Origin of the sequence: Bacillus sp. DHT2 (assembly GCF_026241455.1) — a bacterium.
In the GTDB taxonomy this organism is placed as follows: Bacteria; Bacillota; Bacilli; order Bacillales; family Bacillaceae_G; genus Bacillus_A; species Bacillus_A pseudomycoides.
This window is the reverse complement of sequence record NZ_JAPHWH010000005.1, coordinates 78,613-97,696: the sequence shown is the minus strand read 5'-3', so window position 1 is coordinate 97,696 and position 19,084 is coordinate 78,613. Positions and strand designations below refer to the sequence as shown.

At 36.9% G+C, this 19,084-nt stretch carries 18 protein-coding genes; 15 read left to right on the top strand and 3 right to left on the bottom strand.

Going from position 1 to position 19,084, the window contains the following annotated elements:
* Window positions 1-23 precede the first annotated feature (23 nt).
* From etfA to uvrC, 11 genes are all read left to right on the top strand, one after another.
* Window positions 24-1,001 carry an electron transfer flavoprotein subunit alpha gene (etfA, locus tag ORL93_RS13945; RefSeq protein ID WP_097795364.1) on the top strand — a complete coding sequence of 326 codons (978 nt, stop codon included), beginning with the start codon at window positions 24-26 and terminating at the stop codon, window positions 999-1,001.
* Window positions 1,002-1,211: 210 nt separating this feature from the next.
* Window positions 1,212-1,526, top strand: a complete 315-nt coding sequence (trxA, locus tag ORL93_RS13940) for a thioredoxin (protein WP_097795365.1) — start codon at window positions 1,212-1,214, stop codon at window positions 1,524-1,526.
* A gap of 169 nt (window positions 1,527-1,695) precedes the next feature.
* A complete protein-coding gene (locus tag ORL93_RS13935; protein WP_097795366.1) occupies window positions 1,696-2,868 on the top strand; it encodes a hypothetical protein in 1,173 nt (390 codons plus the stop codon).
* Between the two features lie 87 nt (window positions 2,869-2,955).
* The gene (locus ORL93_RS13930) at window positions 2,956-3,903 is read left to right on the top strand and encodes an SDR family NAD(P)-dependent oxidoreductase (protein WP_265959192.1); all 948 of its coding nucleotides are present in this window, start codon (window positions 2,956-2,958) and stop codon (window positions 3,901-3,903) included.
* Between the two features lie 16 nt (window positions 3,904-3,919).
* Entirely contained in the window at window positions 3,920-4,798 is an 879-nt protein-coding gene (locus ORL93_RS13925) for a lysylphosphatidylglycerol synthase transmembrane domain-containing protein (RefSeq protein WP_097795368.1), read from the top strand.
* Window positions 4,786-6,261, top strand: a complete 1,476-nt coding sequence (locus tag ORL93_RS13920) for an alkaline phosphatase family protein (protein WP_097795369.1) — start codon at window positions 4,786-4,788, stop codon at window positions 6,259-6,261. The genes ORL93_RS13925 and ORL93_RS13920 overlap by 13 nt, the downstream gene beginning before the upstream one ends.
* Window positions 6,258-7,004 carry a glycosyltransferase family 2 protein gene (locus tag ORL93_RS13915; protein WP_097795370.1) on the top strand — a complete coding sequence of 249 codons (747 nt, stop codon included), beginning with the start codon at window positions 6,258-6,260 and terminating at the stop codon, window positions 7,002-7,004. The genes ORL93_RS13920 and ORL93_RS13915 overlap by 4 nt, the downstream gene beginning before the upstream one ends.
* Before the next feature lie 64 nt (window positions 7,005-7,068).
* On the top strand, window positions 7,069-7,830 hold the full coding sequence (locus ORL93_RS13910; protein WP_097795371.1) for a hypothetical protein: 762 nt from the start codon (window positions 7,069-7,071) through the stop codon (window positions 7,828-7,830).
* Window positions 7,831-7,848: 18 nt separating this feature from the next.
* The gene (locus tag ORL93_RS13905; RefSeq protein WP_265959142.1) at window positions 7,849-8,727 is read left to right on the top strand and encodes an FTR1 family iron permease; all 879 of its coding nucleotides are present in this window, start codon (window positions 7,849-7,851) and stop codon (window positions 8,725-8,727) included.
* A gap of 73 nt (window positions 8,728-8,800) precedes the next feature.
* A complete protein-coding gene (locus ORL93_RS13900) occupies window positions 8,801-10,210 on the top strand; it encodes a hypothetical protein (protein WP_097795393.1) in 1,410 nt (469 codons plus the stop codon).
* Between the two features lie 15 nt (window positions 10,211-10,225).
* Window positions 10,226-12,010: an excinuclease ABC subunit C gene (gene uvrC, locus ORL93_RS13895; RefSeq protein ID WP_265959141.1), complete on the top strand. Its 1,785-nt coding sequence runs from the start codon at window positions 10,226-10,228 to the stop codon at window positions 12,008-12,010.
* A gap of 312 nt (window positions 12,011-12,322) precedes the next feature.
* Here uvrC and ORL93_RS13890 read toward each other — a convergent pair whose 3' ends face one another.
* Window positions 12,323-12,772, bottom strand: coding sequence for a YslB family protein (locus ORL93_RS13890; protein ID WP_097795372.1), 450 nt, complete (start codon window positions 12,770-12,772; stop codon window positions 12,323-12,325).
* 312 nt (window positions 12,773-13,084) lie between these two features.
* On the opposite strand from ORL93_RS13890, the gene ORL93_RS13885 reads away from it, so the two are divergent.
* The 4 genes from ORL93_RS13885 to ORL93_RS13870 all read left to right on the top strand — a co-directional run bounded on the left by ORL93_RS13885 (window position 13,085) and on the right by ORL93_RS13870 (window position 17,017).
* Window positions 13,085-13,711: a succinate dehydrogenase cytochrome b558 subunit gene (locus ORL93_RS13885; RefSeq protein WP_003200710.1), complete on the top strand. Its 627-nt coding sequence runs from the start codon at window positions 13,085-13,087 to the stop codon at window positions 13,709-13,711.
* A gap of 13 nt (window positions 13,712-13,724) precedes the next feature.
* On the top strand, window positions 13,725-15,518 hold the full coding sequence (sdhA, locus tag ORL93_RS13880) for a succinate dehydrogenase flavoprotein subunit (protein WP_003200712.1): 1,794 nt from the start codon (window positions 13,725-13,727) through the stop codon (window positions 15,516-15,518).
* On the top strand, window positions 15,511-16,272 hold the full coding sequence (gene sdhB / locus ORL93_RS13875; protein ID WP_016116528.1) for a succinate dehydrogenase iron-sulfur subunit: 762 nt from the start codon (window positions 15,511-15,513) through the stop codon (window positions 16,270-16,272). Before sdhA ends, sdhB begins: the two co-directional genes overlap by 8 nt.
* Window positions 16,273-16,570: 298 nt before the next feature.
* Window positions 16,571-17,017 (top strand): acyl-CoA thioesterase, encoded by a 447-nt coding sequence (locus tag ORL93_RS13870; protein ID WP_097795373.1) that lies wholly within the window; start codon window positions 16,571-16,573, stop codon window positions 17,015-17,017.
* A 34-nt stretch (window positions 17,018-17,051) separates the two neighbouring features.
* On the opposite strand, the gene ORL93_RS13865 is transcribed toward ORL93_RS13870, so the two are convergent.
* A complete protein-coding gene (locus ORL93_RS13865) occupies window positions 17,052-17,831 on the bottom strand; it encodes a M15 family metallopeptidase (RefSeq protein ID WP_018781662.1) in 780 nt (259 codons plus the stop codon).
* Between the two features lie 217 nt (window positions 17,832-18,048).
* Window positions 18,049-18,876, bottom strand: coding sequence for a 5'-nucleotidase, lipoprotein e(P4) family (locus ORL93_RS13860; protein WP_097795374.1), 828 nt, complete (start codon window positions 18,874-18,876; stop codon window positions 18,049-18,051).
* Window positions 18,877-19,084 lie beyond the last annotated feature (208 nt).

Below are 19,084 nucleotides of genomic sequence, written 5' to 3'. Positions count from 1 at the left end.
TATATATGCAGGAGGGAAAATCTATGGCTCGTAAAGTATTAGTAATGGGTGAAGTTCGTGACGGATCACTACGTAACGTTTCTTTTGAAGCAGTAGCAGCAGCGAAAACAATCGCAGAAGGCGGTGAAGTGGTTGGCCTTCTAGTTGGAGAGAGCGTTGCATCTTTTGCAAATGAATTGATTCATTACGGTGCAGATCGCGTTGTGACAGTTGAAAATGATAAATTAAAATCATATACATCCGATGGTTATGCACAAGCATTTTTAGCTGTGTATGGTGAAGAGAAGCCAGAAGGTATTGTCTTTGGACATACAGCACTCGGTAAAGATTTATCACCAAAGTTAGCTGCTAAGCTTGAAGCTGGCCTTGTTTCTGATGTAACTGCATTAGAAGTTGCAGGTGGAAATGTTGTCTTCACACGCCCAATTTATTCTGGTAAAGCGTTTGAGAAGAAGGTTGTAACAGATGGTATTCTATTTGCGACAATTCGTCCAAATAACATTACGCCACTTGAAAAAGATGAAGCGCGTACAGGTGATGTATCTTCTATTACAGTTGATGTAAAAGATTTACGTACAATCATTCAAGATGTTGTGCGTAAAACAGCAGAAGGTGTAGATCTTTCAGAAGCGAAAGTTATTATTGCTGGTGGACGCGGAGTGAAAAGTGAAGACGGTTTTAAACCGTTAAAAGAATTAGCAGATGTATTAGGTGGTGCTGTTGGTGCATCACGTGGTGCTTGTGACGCAGAGTATTGCGATTACTCATTACAAATTGGACAAACAGGTAAAGTTGTTACGCCAGACTTATATATTGCATGCGGTATTTCTGGCGCAATTCAGCATTTAGCTGGTATGTCTAACTCAAAAGTAATCGTTGCAATTAATAAAGATCCAGAAGCAAGTATTTTCAAAGTAGCTGATTATGGTATTGTTGGCGACTTATTTGAAGTGGTTCCTTTATTAACAGAAGAGTTTAAAAAGTTAAAAGTACATTCTTAATTTGAGTGACCCTTGGGTTCCAAGTGAAATACCCCTATATATAGAAAAACGAGAGGTCCCCTGCCTCTCGTTTTTTAGCATATACCATAGATTTTTTGTATAGTATAAAGGTACATTTTTTTGTTACAATACATAACGATACATAATATTCGCCACGTATATAACTTAATGATATACTTTTGGTAGAATATACTTGAAGGAGGAAACAAAATGGCAATTGTAAACGCAACTGACCAAAACTTCGCAGCTGAAACAAGCGAAGGTATTGTATTATTAGATTTCTGGGCACCATGGTGTGGGCCTTGTAAAATGATCGCTCCTGTATTAGAGGAAATCGATGCAGAATTAGGCGGAAAAGTAAAAGTAGTAAAAGTAGACGTTGATGAAAACCAAGAAACTGCTCGTAGTTTTGAAGTAATGAGCATTCCATCTCTTTTCGTGTTAAAAGATGGTAAAGTGGTTGACCAAGCGTTAGGATACAAACCAAAAGAAGCGTTAGTAGAATTAGTTTCTAAACACTTCTAATTCAAAAGTCCAGCATAAATGCTGGGCTTTTTTTTATTGGTTGAAATTACCTGCTAATAATATGACAACGAATATGATTTTTTTGTTGACACTTATCGTAAGCGCTTTTATAATCAATTTGATAATAATGAAAATCACTATCACTTGAGGGCGTAGGGGGAAGCAATCCATGACATTAAAGTTAAAAGTATTATCTGCAGCAGCAGTAGCATCTCTTCTTTTTGCAGGTTGTGCGAAAGAGGAACCAAAAAAATCTGAAGCACAAGATAAAAAGACAGAACAATCCGCTAAAAAAGAAGAAACAAAACAACAAGAAGTAGATTTTGTACAAGCTTACAAAGATGGAGTAGCTGAACTTGAAAAAGCGAAAGATGGTAAAGAGGTTGACTTTGATAAAGTAACAAAGTTATATAAAGATAAATTACAATCTCTTGTTCAAAAGCGTGATGGTGAATTTAATGAACAAATCGACCAAACAATTACAGCTGCACTAGAAGCTGGGAAAAAGAAAGAAATGGAACCTATGGTTGTAAAGCAACTATTTGATAAATTAATGCAAAAAGAGTTTTTCCAATCGATGCGCCATGAATTTAAAGAAATTGATACAAACTGGGGCAAAAAAGATGTTGTGAAAAAAGAGATGGATGAAGCTCTAGCTTTTTATAAAGGTGTAGAAGGTACAGTTGGAAAGCGTGATACAGCATACGGTACACAAATGGCTTCTCAAATTAAAGGCGGCTTTGATGAAATGCAAGCAGCCATTGACAAAGGTGACAAACTTGCATTTGCGCTTGGTAAACAAGTTGTAGATAAAACGTTAATGAAAACATTCTATTTTGCAACAGGTGCTCTGCCAAACGGTTATGCTACAAAAATGGTAGAAGAAGCAAAGAAAGATGAGAAAAATGCAAAGGTTGAGCAAGCAGAAGGATGGGCATTTTATCAAGCCATCTACCCATATATGAAAAAAGCAGCTCCTGAAGATGCGGACTTTATCTTAAAGCAATTTGATTTAAAAACAGATGTGAAAACAGTTGATGCAAAAGCAGTAAATCAAGCATTTGTACGTGGATTCGCAAAAGTTGCATTAGGTGAGTATAAAGAAAGCCAAGAAAACTTTGGAAAAGACAAAGGTCCGGTTACAGCATTAGAGGGTGCATTGTTCATTAATATTATCGAAAATGATTTAAAAACAGTACTTGGTGAACAGGAAACAGTAGAGTTAACAAAAACAGCACAGTCTTATTTAGAAGCAGTAAAAGCGAAGAAGAAAGAAGATGCTGATAAATTGTTACCACAACTTGAGTCTGCCTTAAATAAAGCTGTTGAAACAGCGAAATAGTCTGCTGATACGTATGTCTTTTTTGAAGAAACCTTGTCTTGACAAGGTTTCTTCTTTTACATGATGTGATAGAGGGTAGTGAAACGAATGAAAGTATTAATTACTGGAGGAGCAGGTTTTATTGGAAGCCACCTTGCTTTGAAACTGTTAGCACAGGGAAAGCAAGTTGTACTACTCGATAATTTCCACTCCTACTACGCAAAATCAAGAAAACAGTTCCAGCTTGAGCAAGTCCAGCGCTGTGGAAATGTTCTATTTTATGAGTGCGATATTTTGCACAAGGAAGATGTGAAAGCTGTTATGCAGCAAGAGAAGATTGATGCAGTTATTCATTTAGCTGGATTTCCTGGTGTGAGGCCGTCACTTGAAATGCCAGGTGCTTATGTTGATATTAATATAAAAGGGACAAGCAACGTATTAACATGTGCAGGAGAAGAAAATGTAAAACATGTTATCGTAGCATCCTCTTCTTCTGTGTATGGAGAGCAAATGGGAATGCCTTTGAAGGAGGAAATGGCGAACGGCCGTGTCTTATCTCCTTATGCAGCATCAAAATACGGAGCAGAATCACTTTGCCATGCTTATCGATATATGTATGGATTTCAAATGAATATTTTACGTTTCTTTACTGTATATGGTCCGTGGGGGCGTCCTGATATGGCAATAGCAAGCTTTACCCGAAAATTGCTGAATGGAGAAGAAATTATTGTATATGGAAAAGGAACAGGCCGAGATTACACATATATTGATGATATTACAGAAGGAATTGCTCTTACGTTAGAGTCGAATAGAAGTGATGTATACAATCTAGGGTCGAATGCACCAATTTTAATGACAGAATTGCTTACGCAGTTAGAAAAACATTTCCCATTAATGCGTGTAAGGAGAGAAGGGCATCGTAAAGGAGATGTGACATCGACGTGGGCTGATATTTCGAAAGCGAAAGAACAGCTTGGATATGAACCTCGTGTATCATTTGCAGAAGGGTTGGAACGAACAATTGCTTGGGCGAAACAATATCCGGATACTGTTTAATCTTTGTGGTATTTTTTTGTTATGTGTTTTTTTTGTCATATCGTGGAAATCGTTTGAAGCGTCTTCTTTGTGGAGACAACTATATGGATTATGGAAACATCCTTATACGGTAGTGCTTCTTATCATGATATATGGTGTTGCATTTTTCTTTCGTGCCTATGCTTGGCAATTGTATCTTCATCATCGTATTACAATGAAAGAAGCTTTATATGGGTTGTTTTATAGTTTGTTTATTAATCATGTTTCTCCATTGAAAGTAGGAGATGCTGTTCGGATTGCAATTATTACAAAAGAAAAAAAAGTGACCTTAGGGGAAGGGGCACAATCAGTTGTTGTGCTCCGTATATTAGATTTGCTTATCCTTGGTATATTTGGAGCCGTAGGGATGTTTATAATGTGGGGAGATATTTTGCTGAATGCTCCCGTTATCCTCGCTTGTATATGTACTGGAATTGGTATGTTGTTTCTTATGCATAAGAAAGCACCGCAATTTGTAGAGAGTCAGTGGAAGCAATTAAAGGCAGTTTTGTTTACAGTACAAGGGATCATTATTATCTTACTGATTGTAATAAGCTGGATTTGTGAAGCTTTTGTTATATATGAAATCGCGAGTTCTCTTACATTTATACAAGCGATTTGGGTCAATAGTGTGACCATCGCGGGGCAAGTATTTCAATTAACGCCAGGCGGTATTGGGACATATGAAACGGTAATGACGTTTGCGTTAAGAGCGCTTGGGGTAGGATCAGTAGAGGCGTATGAATGGTCATTAATGAGTCATGGATTTAAGTTTATATTTTCTTATGGTGTGGGCGCACTTTTACTCGTTTTATATCCCATGGAATTGCGTTCACTTGTTAGTCAGAAGGGAGAAAACATCCGGTGGAAGAAGTAAAAAAGGCATCAAAATTTGAAAAGGTAGCAGCCCGCTGCTGGAACTTGCTGAATGAAGGGAAACCATTTACACCGATTTTTGTATTCGGTACATTTTTATTGTTTTCTATCTCACAGTTTGGACAAACTGGTTTTATTTCAGTATTTGTTAGCAGTTTTGTCCTCGTTGTACCTTTATTTGTTTTATATTATTTGTTTGATTTTCCATTGTTTTTACGAAACTATTTATGGTTTCCGTTTGTCGCCTATTTAATTGTATTTAAGATGGTTCATTTACCATTATTCTTTTTTGCATTAGGATTATATTTCTTCTTTACAATTTTATTTTGGGGAACGTTATATTATCATTTGCGGATTGGGACATCATGGTTGAACTTTACACGATTTTGGAAGCTTGTTTTGAAAAATAGTGATTCTACAAGTGGGAATGCACAGGAACAAATGCCAAAGTTTTTACTATTACTTTCGCTTTGGTATTACTACTACGAGTTCTTCCAAGAGGGTGGTACATTTAGTGGTGTAGATTGGAAAACGCTTCTTATATTTTACAGTGCTCTTCTCGTATATACACTTATATTACATCGTAATTTATTTGATTGGCAGCCGAAAGCAATTCCTACTTATACGAAGAATATGCCTGAAAATCAAAAGGCATTAAATGAAAAAGTAGTCGTGATTGTGATTGACGGTATGCGAAAAGATCGTTTTGAGGCGGCGCATACACCATATTTAGATTCACTTCGAAAACAAGGGACAGAGTTTTTAAATATGGAAACTGTATATCCGGCTCGTACAGTGGTATGTTTCTCATCTATGTTTACAGGAACGTATTCATTTGAGCATGGTATTAAATCGAATATGGTTTGGAAGCATGGAGTGAACGTAGAGAGTATTTTTGATTCTCTTCGTAAAGTAGATAAAACAGGGAAAATGTTAGCAGTTGCGCATTTAGTCGACGCGTTTGGCGATGATGTGGAAACATTTACGGCTGTAATGAAAAATGATGTTGTCGACTCGAAAATTATGGAGAAAGCAAGAAAAATTATGGATGAACAAGATCCAGATTTATTTATCGTCCAGCTTATTTCTACAGATCAAACAGGGCATAGTCGCGGCGTATTATATGATGAATATTTACAAAAAATTCATGAAGCAGATCAGCATGTGAAGCAGTTTATCGAGCATTTAGAGAAAACAGGCAAAGCAGAAAATACGACATTTATCATTTGCGCAGATCATGGACAAGCGGATGGAATTGGTGGTCACGGTCATTTAGATGAGGGCGAGCGGTTTGTACCATTCTTTATGTGTGGTCCTCATATCGCTCAAGGAATAAAAGTAGAAGAGAAGAAGAGTCTTGTTTCTATGGCACCTACAATTGCTTACTTATTAGGAGCGCCGTATCCATCTCATAGTCGTGGTCCTGTATTAGTAGAAGCGTTAAAGGAGCAGGAAAAGGAATGAAAGTAATTGTTTTTATACCAGCCCTAAATGAAGAGGATTCTATTGCACATGTCATTCAAAAGGTGCCGCGTCATTTTCATCCAAATGTAACGGTAGAAGTACTTGTCATCGATGATGGCTCAACTGATAGAACAGTAGCTGTTGCAAAAGAGGCGGGGGCTGATCACATCGTTTCATTTGCAAAAAACGGAGGACTTGGTGCAGCTGTTCGAGCTGGTTTGCAGGAGAGCTATCACCTTGGGGCTGACATTAGTGTAATGATAGATGCTGATGACGAATACCCAGCTGATGAAATCCCGAATGTACTTGAGCCTATCTTTGCTGGAGAAGCAGATTATACGATGGGTTCTCGTTTTCGAGGAACAATTCGAGGGATGAAATTACATCGACGTCTTGGGAATTACTGCTTTACGATGTTGCAATGTTTGTTACTGCGGAAATGGATTCGCGATGGGCAATCAGGCATGCGTGCCTTTTCTAGACAAGCCATGGAGCATGGGGAAATTATTCACGATTATAACTATGCCCAAGTCATTACTTTGAATTTAGTACGAAAAGGATTTCGAGTACAAGAAGTACCGATTACGTATAAAGTACGAAAAACAGGGGAGTCTTTCATATCTTTTCGTAAGTATATGACGCGGGTGTTTCCAGCGATTTGGAAAGAAATGACACGTCCGGTAGAAAAAGTTACGATTGACTATGCTGCACATGTATTAACAGAGGATAAGAAGTGTTCGTAGCGAGCATTTCTTATCTTGATAATAAAAATGATAATAATTATCATTAATCTCGGGAGGAACGTTCATGAAAAAAATCATTACATCATTATTTGTTGTTATTTTCTTAACATTCTCAATTCAAACGAGTGCATTTGCTTATTCGTATGGAAATCCGAACGAAGAAAAAGTTGCAGAGGCATATAAGCAAATGATTGCAAAGCTAGATGAAAATCCGGCAAATTTTAAAGAAGCGAAAAAAGCATATGAGAATGTGCAAGAAGAAATTGATCAACATATGGGAAAAGAACCTTCTAAAGCAATGATGAAGGACTTTGATAAACAAAATAAAGAAGATATCATTGCTGATATGCAAAAAATTCTTGCGCTTAATATTAATCGCCGTTTAACAAATGTTGATGAAAAATTTACAGACTATGATACAAGCAAACGTTTATTAGCTAAAGCATTTGCTACATATGAAGCGTTATCGCCAGTTGTTGGTGAGCGCAATAAAGAGTTGGATACAAAGCTAAAGGATGAATTTAATAAAGCATTAGAATCATTAGGAAACCCAGGATTATTTGGGGTAGGTCAAAAAGAAGCAAATCAAGATGCTTTCAAGAAAAGTAAAGATGTTATTTTAACAAGTTTACAAAAAGAGTTTAAAATTAAAGACTTTAAAGTGGGACACTTCAGTGCGAATAGTCAAGAAGATAAAGTAGCTTCTGATAAAACAGAAAAAGCAGAGTGGACAGATTTAAGTAGCTTGAAAAACTGGGCTCCAATTGTAGTTATTGTACTTATACTTGTTGGGGTCATTGTATATGCTGTAAGAAAACGTAAGTAAGGATGAGGGGGAAGAACGATGCAACTTCAGGCATTTCTCATTACATTTCGTGAAGTATTAGAAGCGTTGCTTATTGTTGGGATTATTACGACATATTTAAAGCGTACAGATAGTAAGCAATTTGTGAAATATGTTTGGCTAGGAGCAGGGCTTGCGGTTGTAGCAAGTTATATTGTCGCTCTTGTCTTTCAAGTTGTATTTACTGGTTTTGCTGCTATGGGCAGCGAAATGTATTTGAAAATATCCATTATTTTCGTTTCTGCCATTCTACTTACACAAATGGTATTTTGGATGGCAGAACATAGTAAAAATATGAAAGCCAATATGGAAAGTAAAATGAGTCAGTATATTACGGCTGGAAACATAATTGGAATGGTCGTACACTCCTTTCTTGTTGTACTTCGAGAAGGTGTTGAAACAGTGTTTTTCTTCGCAGCTATTACAGGCGGGAATATTGGAGAAGCGATGAAGGGCTGGGGAGCTATTTCAGGCCTACTCGTTGCAGTTGTTGTTAGCTACTTATTCTTTAAAGGAACGATGCGCATTTCACTTAAAGTATTCTTTAAAGTAACGGGCGCATTTATCGTCTTAATTGCAGCGGGTCTTCTTGTACAAGGCATTTCTATGCTCCAAGATTTAAAAATACTCGGCAGCGTTATGCCGCATGTATATGATATTACATGGCTACTACCAGAGCATCCAATTGATTACGCTCACTATTTGCGTGATCATGGTACTGCACCACTTCTTTCCGGGGATATCGGTATTTTCTTAAAAGCATTTTTAGGATATTCATCGATGCCATCTCTTGAAGAAGTACTTGTGTATATCGGATATTTTGTTGTATTGTACATGTTAATCATCTTTAAAAAACCTGTTAAAAAAAGCAAACAATAGTCGAAGAAGATAAGTCAGTAAGCTAAAAGTACAAGGAGTTTTCCTTGTGCTTTTTTTGCAGAAAGGAAATAAGATGAAACAAATATTACGTATATGGGCAGTTATTCTATTTACTAGCGCGATTTGTATTCGGTTTTTCTATGCGAGTCCGTTTGCGGCAACGTGGGACGAAGTCGATTTTACGCTTGCATTAAAGCAATATGACATATTAGCAATGCAGCCACATTTCCCGGGCTATCCTTTTTTTATTTTAGGGGGAATGATAACGCATCTTTTTATAGAAAACCCTGTGCAATCGTTAGGGATTTTTAACGCCATTATGGCACTTAGCGCAGCTTTTCCGATGTACTGGATTGCGCGTCATTATGTAAGTAGAACGAGCGCTCTTATTGTTGTAGCTGTTTTACAAACGAGCGGCTATTTCTCTATTTTAGTAACGCAGCCTATGTCAGAAGGTGCAGCATTAGCAATCGTATGGTGGTATATATGGAGTATTGAACGTGCCTTTCGTACAAAGCGTTTTCAAACTCAATTTTGGCCCGTTCTCTTCTTTGCGCTATTAATGGGCATACGCTTATCATACGCGCCGTTTGGAATTGTGCTTATTTTGTTATTATGGCAACAATGGCATGAAGAAAAATGGCGGTTTATAATCTTATTTTGTACAACTGTCCTTTCACAGTTAGTTTGGGTCAGTGCTCTTATTTGGAACATTGGTGGAATAACGGGGTTGTGGAAAATCTCTTTCGGATTTGTAGAAGGCCATTTTACTGAATGGGGCGGAGCAGTTACAGAAACGAGTGAACCACTTATTTCACGTTTCTACCGTTTACTTTCTGAAAACATCATCTTTGCAGGAATAGGCATGCACTCGTATTATCTGGTAGGTTTCTTTCTTTCCTTTTTGTTTCTATTTGTTTTACAATGGAAGAACATACGTTGCTATCCAAAGGTTATAATTGCTCTTGGAAGTTTCTATTTTCTTTGGAATTTACTTGGACAAAATATTGATAAACCGCGCCATTCTTATCCGATTGTAGTGATGTTCCTTTGCGTATTTGCTATCTCGTGGTTAAAAAGACATCGTGGTATTGTATTGCTGTTATTTGCTACAAGCCAACTTATAGTAAGTATACCGCTTATGAAAGAACAACAGGTGGAGGTACCGGCAACGTATCAGCTGGCATCATATTTAGAGGGAAAACAGCAGTCATTTATTGTATACACGTGGGAAGAGACGAGGGTTATGGAATACTTGCAGATGCCGTATGAACATAAACGTTTTTACACATATGACTATTTTTTACAGGATAAAAAATATCATAAAAATGATACGATATACGTTACAAATCATCTTATTGAAGGATTTGAAAAGCAAGGGATTGATATAAAAGGACAACTGGAACAAGTAGCTGTTTTTCGTTCTAATCCATTATTTGATCCTGTGTATCATAAAATAGTCTTATATAGGTGGAAAAAGTAAGAGAGGAGAAAGCGAGTGCACGAGCATTTAAAAGAAAAATTATCAATTTTACCAGATCAACCAGGCTGTTACTTAATGAAAGATAAGCAAGGAACGGTTATATATGTCGGGAAGGCAAAGGTGTTAAAAAATCGTGTGCGCTCGTATTTTACTGGTTCACATGATGGGAAGACACTCCGTCTTGTCGGAGAAATTGTTGATTTTGAATATATTGTTACCTCCTCGAATCTAGAGGCACTTATTTTAGAATTAAATTTAATCAAAAAATATGATCCAAAATATAATATCCAATTAAAAGATGATAAAACATATCCATTTATTAAAATTACAGCTGAAAAACAGCCACGTTTGCTCATTACGAGAAATGTAAAAAAGGATAAAGGAAAGTATTTTGGTCCGTATCCAAATGCGCAATCAGCTCATGAAACAAAAAAACTATTAGATCGCATGTATCCGCTTCGGAAATGTACAAATATACCAGATAAAGTTTGTTTATATTATCATATGGGACAATGCTTAGCACCTTGTGTACAAGAGGTAACGGATGAACAGAATCAAGAAATTGTAGATGGAATTGTTAAGTTTTTGAATGGTGGACATAAAGAAGTTCGTTCAGAATTAGAAGCGAAAATGTATGAAGCATCGGAAAAATTAGAGTTTGAACGTGCAAAAGAATTACGTGATCAAATTTCTCATATAGATGCGATTATGGAAAAGCAGAAGATGATTATGAGTGACTTAGTTGACCGCGATGTGTTTGGTTATGCGGTGGATAAAGGCTGGATGTGCGTGCAAGTTTTCTTTGTCCGAAAAGGTAAGTTAATCGAGCGCGATGTCTCTATGTTCCCAATTTATGATGAGCCGGAAGAAGGGTTTTTAACATTTATCGGTCAATTTTATGAACAAAACAATCATTTTAAACCAAAGGAAATTGTAGTGCCAGGCAGTATTGATCCTGAATTAGTAGAGCGTTTTTTAGAAGTGGATGTAACGCAGCCAAAACGAGGAAAGAAAAAAGACCTCGTTGAATTAGCAAACAAGAATGCGAAGATCGCTTTAGGGGAGAAGTTTTATTTAATTGAACGTGATGAAGAGCGAACAATTAAGGCTGTTGAAAATTTAGGTAAGCAGCTTGACATTGAAACACCATATCGTATTGAAGCATTTGATAACTCAAATATTCAAGGGACGAATCCAGTTTCAGCAATGATTGTCTTTATTGATGGAAAACCAGCGAAAAAAGAGTATCGAAAATATAAGATAAAGACAGTTCAAGGGCCAGATGATTATGAATCGATGCGAGAGGTTGTACGCCGGCGGTATACGCGTGCTTTAAAAGAGAATTTGCCACTACCTGATTTAATTGTGATTGATGGCGGGAAAGGACATCTTGCAGCTGCTAGTGATGTGCTTGAAAATGAACTTGGCTTATATATTCCGATGGCTGGACTTGTTAAGGATGATAAACACCGTACATCGCATTTAATGATTGGTGATCCTCCTGAGCCTGTTATGCTTGAAAGAAATAGCCAAGAATTTTATTTATTGCAGCGTATTCAAGACGAGGTACACCGATTTGCAATTACATTTCACCGTCAGCTTCACGGGAAATCAGTGATTCAATCTACTTTAGATGGGATTCCTGGAGTTGGTGAAAAGCGAAAAAAAGTATTGTTAAAACATTTTGGCTCCCTAAAAAAGATGAAAGAAGCTTCTGTGACGGAATTTGTCGAAGCGGGAATGCCACAAAATGTTGCAGAAACCATTTATTCCTATTTAACAGATAAGAAGACGTTGTAGTTTACAATGTCTTCTATTTTTTGATATAATTTCAGAAGATTAAAAATTATTAAAAATGAATGAATATGCAATATAAATCCATTTTGATTTTTCGACATATAAGCTGTAGCTATGAAAACAAAAACAGTTCTTCACACATTTCCTCCTTTTGTTTTCACACGGTAGGGGGAGAAAAAAGGCACTGACCGCTTCTATGCATGGCCGGATACTCTCTCCCACCTAAAAAGAAATGGTTTATGTCGTTTTTTTAATTTGGATTTATATAGAAAAGTCAACTAAACCTATATGTCTAGTTGACTGTTAATGTAGATTCTACACTTCGATAGGATCTTTTACGTCCCATTTTACAAGAAATGTGATAGAATCCGAACGTTTTTTTTGCTCTTCATATGACTCTGCAACAACATTTCGTTGCTTTTGAATTTGTTCTGCAACAAATCCAGTTTCTAATTGGTAAGAAGAATGTCTATTTTGCTTTTGACGCTCTGTAATGAGCGGGCTTGTTAGCTGAAAATGCATTTCACGGCGTTTATGCTCGATGATGTTCAAGCGACCCCAGCCAGCTTTTTCAAAAAAATAAATGACTTCTTCAATCGTCTCTAGCGGATATTTTCGTGCTAGGTTTCTGCCGGCCCAGTATAAGATGTCATCTAATTCTTTACCAATTAGGTCAGGTAGTACTTCTTCCCGCAGCAGTTCATAAGCGAAAGCGTTCAATGAAACATCTTCTAAAGATGCTATATCAATTGTATTTTTGCTCAAAATATTCCCCTCTTTCTATAGGGATTATTATATAACATTTCCCATTTATAAAAACAGCACTTTCTTTAGGAAAATCTAAATATATAGAAAGAAAAAAGGAAGTGGCAAATTATATGCAAATTATGTACAAATTATGTATACGTTTTCTTGACGCTTCGACAAAAATAGGAGTAAAATGAATTTGGTATCAAATTATGCTGAAATATTTCGAATAATTTTTTCAGTTTTTCTTATAGCAATAGTGAAAAAACATTATTGTTATAAACTAATACTGAAAGCAGCAGTTAAACACTCAAGGGGGGTAATGGGGACATGAAAGGCCGCGAGTATACGTTTCGCAAGTGGCACTCATTAATGGGGGTCATTCCGGTTGGTGTCTTTTTGACGCAACATTTAGTAGTAAACAATTTTGCAACAAGAGGGGCAGAGGCTTTTAACAAAGCTGCTCATTTTATGGAGCTCCTTCCATTCCGGTATGCGCTAGAAATTTTCGTCATCTTTTTACCGATACTGTACCATGCTATATATGGATTATATATTGCATTTACAGCTAAGAACAATGCGACATCTTATAGTTATTTCCGTAACTGGATGTTCGTCTTCCAACGAATTTCAGGTGTCGTTACGCTTATTTTCTTATCTTGGCACGTTTGGGAAACACGTATTCAGGCAGCAATGGGTAAGCAGGTAAATTATGACATGATGGCAGATATTTTAAGCAACCCAGTTATGTTTGGTTTCTACTTAGTTGGGGTTGTATCAACAATTTTCCACTTTGCGAATGGATTATGGACATTCTGCATTAGCTGGGGAATTACAGTATCGCCACGTTCACAACGTATCTCTACTTATGTAACATTAGCTATTTTCTTAGGTTTATCTTATGTAGGTGTGAGTGCATTATTAGCGTTCATCGATCCACAGCTAGCAAATCAGTAAGGAGTGGGAGAGCATGAAAGGGAAACTTATAGTAGTCGGTGGTGGCTTAGCCGGCTTAATGGCAACGATTAAGGCAGCAGAAGCAGGAGTAAACGTGGAACTGTTCTCTTTAGTACCAGTAAAACGTTCGCATTCTGTATGTGCACAGGGTGGCATGAACGGTGCTGTAAATACGAAAGGTGAAGGGGATTCTCCATGGATTCACTTTGACGATACAATCTATGGTGGTGACTTCTTAGCGAACCAGCCGCCAGTTAAAGCAATGTGTGAAGCAGCGCCTGGTATTATTCATTTAATGGACCGTATGGGTGTTATGTTTAACCGTACAGAAGAAGGACTTCTTGATTTCCGTCGTTTCGGGGGAACACAACATCACCGTACAGCATTCGCTGGTGCAACAACTGGCCAACAATTATTGTACGCATTAGATGAGCAAGTACGCCGTCATGAAGTAGCAGGACTTGTAACGAAATATGAAGGTTGGGATTTCTTACGTGCTGTTGTGGATGACGAAGGCGTATGTCGCGGAATCGTCGCACAAGACTTACAATCTATGGAGATTAAGAGTTTCCAAGCTGATGCCGTAATTATGGCAACAGGGGGCCCTGGTATCATCTTCGGAAAATCAACAAACTCTATTATTAATACAGGTACAGCAGCATCTGCTGTATATCAACAAGGTGCATATTATGCGAATGGTGAGTTCATTCAAATTCACCCAACAGCAATTCCTGGGGACGATAAGTTACGTCTAATGAGTGAATCTGCACGTGGTGAAGGTGGACGCGTTTGGACGTATAAAGACGGTAAGCCATGGTACTTCTTAGAAGAGAAATATCCTGCATATGGAAACCTTGTGCCTCGTGATATCGCAACGCGTGAAATTTTTGACGTGTGTGTCGAGCAAAAACTAGGTATTAACGGTGAAAACATGGTATATCTAGATCTTTCTCATAAAGATCCGAAAGAACTAGATATTAAACTTGGTGGAATTATTGAAATCTATGAAAAGTTCACAGGTGATGATCCTCGTAAACTACCGATGAAAATCTTCCCTGCTGTTCATTATTCAATGGGCGGACTATGGGTTGATTATAAGCAAATGACAAGTATTCCAGGGTTATTTGCAGCAGGTGAGTGTGATTACTCTATGCACGGTGGTAACCGATTAGGTGCTAACTCGTTACTTTCAGCGATTTATGGCGGTATGGTAGCGGGACCAAATGCGATTGAATATATGAAAGGTCTTTCAAAATCATCTGATGCTGTTTCATCTACTTTATACGAGCAAAATGAATTAATCGAAACAGAGAAATTTAACAATATTTTAACGTTAGATGGTAATGAAAATGCATATGTTCTTCATAAAGAGCTTGGAGAATGGATGACGGATAACGTTACAGTAGTTCGTGAAAATAAAAAGTTATTAGAAACAGATGCGAAAATTCAAGAGTTAATGGAACGTTATAAACGCATTAACATTAACGATACAGCAAAATGGAGTAACCAAGGTGCTTCGTTTACACGCCAACTGGCAAATATGTTTGAATTAGCTCGTGTTATTACAATTGGTGCGTATAACCGTAATGAAAGCCGCGGTGCGCATTATAAACCAGAATTCCCAAATCGTGATGATGCGAACTTCTTAAAAACTACAATGGCGAAGTTTGAAGGAGAAGGAAATGCACCGGCATTCCATTACGAAGACGTTGATGTTTCATTAATCAAACCACGTAAACGTGATTATTCTTCAAAACATGATGTAGCTGCTAAGGGTGAAGAGAAGGGGGATAAACAACATGTCTGAGAAAACAATCCGCCTCATCATTACGAGACAAGATGGACCAGATGCACAATCGTTTGATCAGGAATTTGAAATTCCATATCGCCCAAATATGAATATTATTTCGGCTCTTATGGAAATTCGTCGTAATCCTGTTGATGCAAAAGGAAATCATACGACTCCTGTTGCATGGGATATGAACTGTTTAGAAGAAGTATGTGGTGCTTGTTCAATGGTAATTAACGGTAAACCACGTCAATCATGTACAGCGCTTATCGATAAATTAGAACAACCCGTTCGTATAAAACCGATGAAGACATTCCCGGTAGTACGTGATTTACAAGTTGATCGTAGTCGTATGTTTGATGCTTTGAAACGTGTTAAGGCTTGGGTTCCAATCGATGGTACGTATGATTTAGGACCAGGACCAAGAATGCCAGAGAAAAAGCGTCAATGGGCATATGAGCTTTCAAAATGTATGACATGTGGTGTTTGCTTAGAATCGTGTCCGAACGTAAACAGTAAATCTGACTTTATCGGACCAGCGCCGCTTTCACAAGCACGTTTATTTAACTCACATCCAACTGGTGAAATGCATAAAGCAGAGCGCTTACGTGCAATTATGGGTGATGGTGGCCTTGCGAACTGTGGTAACTCGCAAAACTGCGTACAATCATGTCCAAAAGGTATCCCGTTAACAACTTCAATTGCAGCATTAAACCGTGATACAACAATTCAGTCGTTTAAAGATTTCTTTGGTAGCGACAATAACTATTAATTTATATTGCCTCTTCGAATCGAAGAGGCAATATTTATATAAATACAAATGGAAAAACCGAGATGAAATTCTTCTTTTTGGGTGGGAGAGAGGATCCGATCATGCATAGAAACGGTAGCCCTATTCTGAGTGAAAACAAAGGGAGAAAATGAGTGTAGGTCATCTGTTGTTTTCCATAGCCGCGACTGATAGGTTGGAAAATCAAAATGGATATATGGTTTTTTATCGTTTTAATTTTTTGTTTATTCCGAAAGTTGTTGTGTAACTTATGAGAATGAGAGAAAAAGGAGAGAAAAACATGAAGAAGATTTCCTATATTGAAAACTTTGCTAGCTGGGAAAAAGATTTTTCATTTTATATTCCTGTGAAAGTTCGTTTTTGTGAAACAGATATGTTTGGACACATGAATAATGGTGTTGCTTTTACATATTTTGAAGAAGCACGTATTGAATTTTTTAAAGAGCTTGGTTTTATGCAAGAATGGACACATGAAGCATCAGAAACAATGATTGTTGTTGCTGACTTACAATGTGATTTTTTAAAACAAATTTTCTTCGATGAACATTTAAAGGTATATGTAAAAGCTGAAACAATTGGGAATTCTTCTTTGGATTTACACTATATGGTGAAAAATGAAGCGGGAGAAGTTTGTTTAGTAGGGCGCGGGGCAATGGTGCAAGCCTCAAAGAAAACGGGAAAAGGGGCACCTTGGCTTGAAGAATGGAAGCAAAAGCTACTGCAATAATGAATGCAAAAAAATAAGAGAGCGCTATGCTCTCTTATTTTTTTGCATCCATTGCTTCTTCTAATGTTAAGTGATGTTTATGTAAGTATGTAGCATATGGATTACCAACATAGCGAATATGCCATGGTTCGTATGCGTATTCCGTCGTATCTGTTTTATCCTCTAAATAACGAATAATGAATCCAAATTCATGGGCATGTGCTGCAACCCATTTACCTTCTTCTGTTTCACCGAAAATAGGCTCTAATTGATAATTTGCTGATTTAGAACTAATATCCATTGTAAGGCCTGTTTGATGTTCACTTGTTCCAGGGATTGCGCTTACCGAATCTGCTTCAGCTTGTCCTTGTCGTTTTATGTACATATTATGTAATGATTGTTGTCGTTTATAAGAACGGTATCCTGATACAGCAGTAAGCTCTAGTCCTTGTTCTTTTGCTGCATGGAACATTTTTTCGAGAGCTGCACCAGCATCTTTACGAAGTAATGTTTTCTCTTTATCTTTTGGATATGCAAATGGAACGTCTGGTCTTATAAGATCGTCTGGTGTATAGCCATCTGGTAATTTACGATGTTTATTTACTAATACAAGAGGTGAATCTGGATTTGTAACAAGAGAGAAATTCTCATCTATTTTTTTAGCAGTATGAGTTGCTTTTGGGAATGTTGGAATCTCTTCTTTTGGATGTTCAATATGTTTTTGTGTTTCGACAGCTTTCGCTTCATTTTGTAATGGTGATTTTGAGCTGAAATAAGCGAAGGATGTAATACCGATTACAATCGTAGTGGCAGAAATAACAATTACCTTTTTCATAACGCTGTGTAATCTCAGTCCTTTCTTATAATTTTTCTAGTATGTTAATTATAAGTCTAGTTTCTATAAAAAGAAATATAAGAGTCGTAACGTAATAGAATTGCAAAGAAAATGTCAAAAAATGTTTGATTTTGTTGAATTATATATGTAACATTCAGATATATGTATGATTAGATTAGGATAAAATAGTAAAAGGATGGCATAGGCCATCCTTTTACTATTTTACTTCGAATGATTTTAAGTTATCACGACGAATTTTATCTTTTTCTGCATCAGATTTTTTGAAGTTGTAATCATATAGAGAACCTTCCCAATCACCGTACATTGGATTAGGGAAAATGATGAATTTCTCGCCAAATTGTGCTTTTGTTTCTTCAACTGTTTGATTGCGATCTTTTACAGATTTCCCATCAAATCCAGTGAAGTCAGATAAGTTATCACCGAAGAATAGGACGATATCGTGTGATTGTGAAACAAGTTCACGACGTTTTTCTTTCCCTTTTTCTTTCGGATCTTGTAGTAAAATATGTTCTTTCGTTGCTTGCGGAGCACCAACGCGCTCAAGATTTTTAATTGTTGCATCTAATTGATTTGTTTTACGGTTTGAAATGTAGTAGATATCTACACCTTTAGACTCCGTATATTTTAAGAAGTCAATTGCACCAGGAAGAGCTTCCGCTTCTGCTTTATTAATCCACTCATCCCATTTATAAGGATAGCCCTTTCCTTCTTTCACAGTCATCGCTTGGTGAGGGCTGTTATCTAAAACGGTTTCATCTAAATCTAGTACAATTGCTGGTTTTTTACTTGTCCCTTTTGCAAGAGCAGCATCGAGTTTTAATTGTCCGATGTTATAGCCTTGATAATACAAAGCTTTTGTTTCACCAGCTGTTTGATACCATAGATCAGCCATTAGCTGTTGATCTGTTAATTTTACTTTTTCTTCTTTTGCTACAGTTTTTTCAGCTGTTCCTGAACATGCTACAAGTGATGTAGAAAGAACTGCTACAGATAATAATGTGGTAATGCCTCTTTTCATTTTCATATGTATCCTCCTTGATGTAACTAAATTCTTTAATATTATATATTAAAATATAATATTTTTTATACCTTTTTTATGAACTTTTGTATATTGTCTTTTGTATATATAGTAGTGTGCCCTATATTAGAAAGATGAACAAAATGATAATGAGTTATTTGACTTACTTTATTGTCAAAATGACAATTATAATTGACAAACTCCGTTCTGTTAT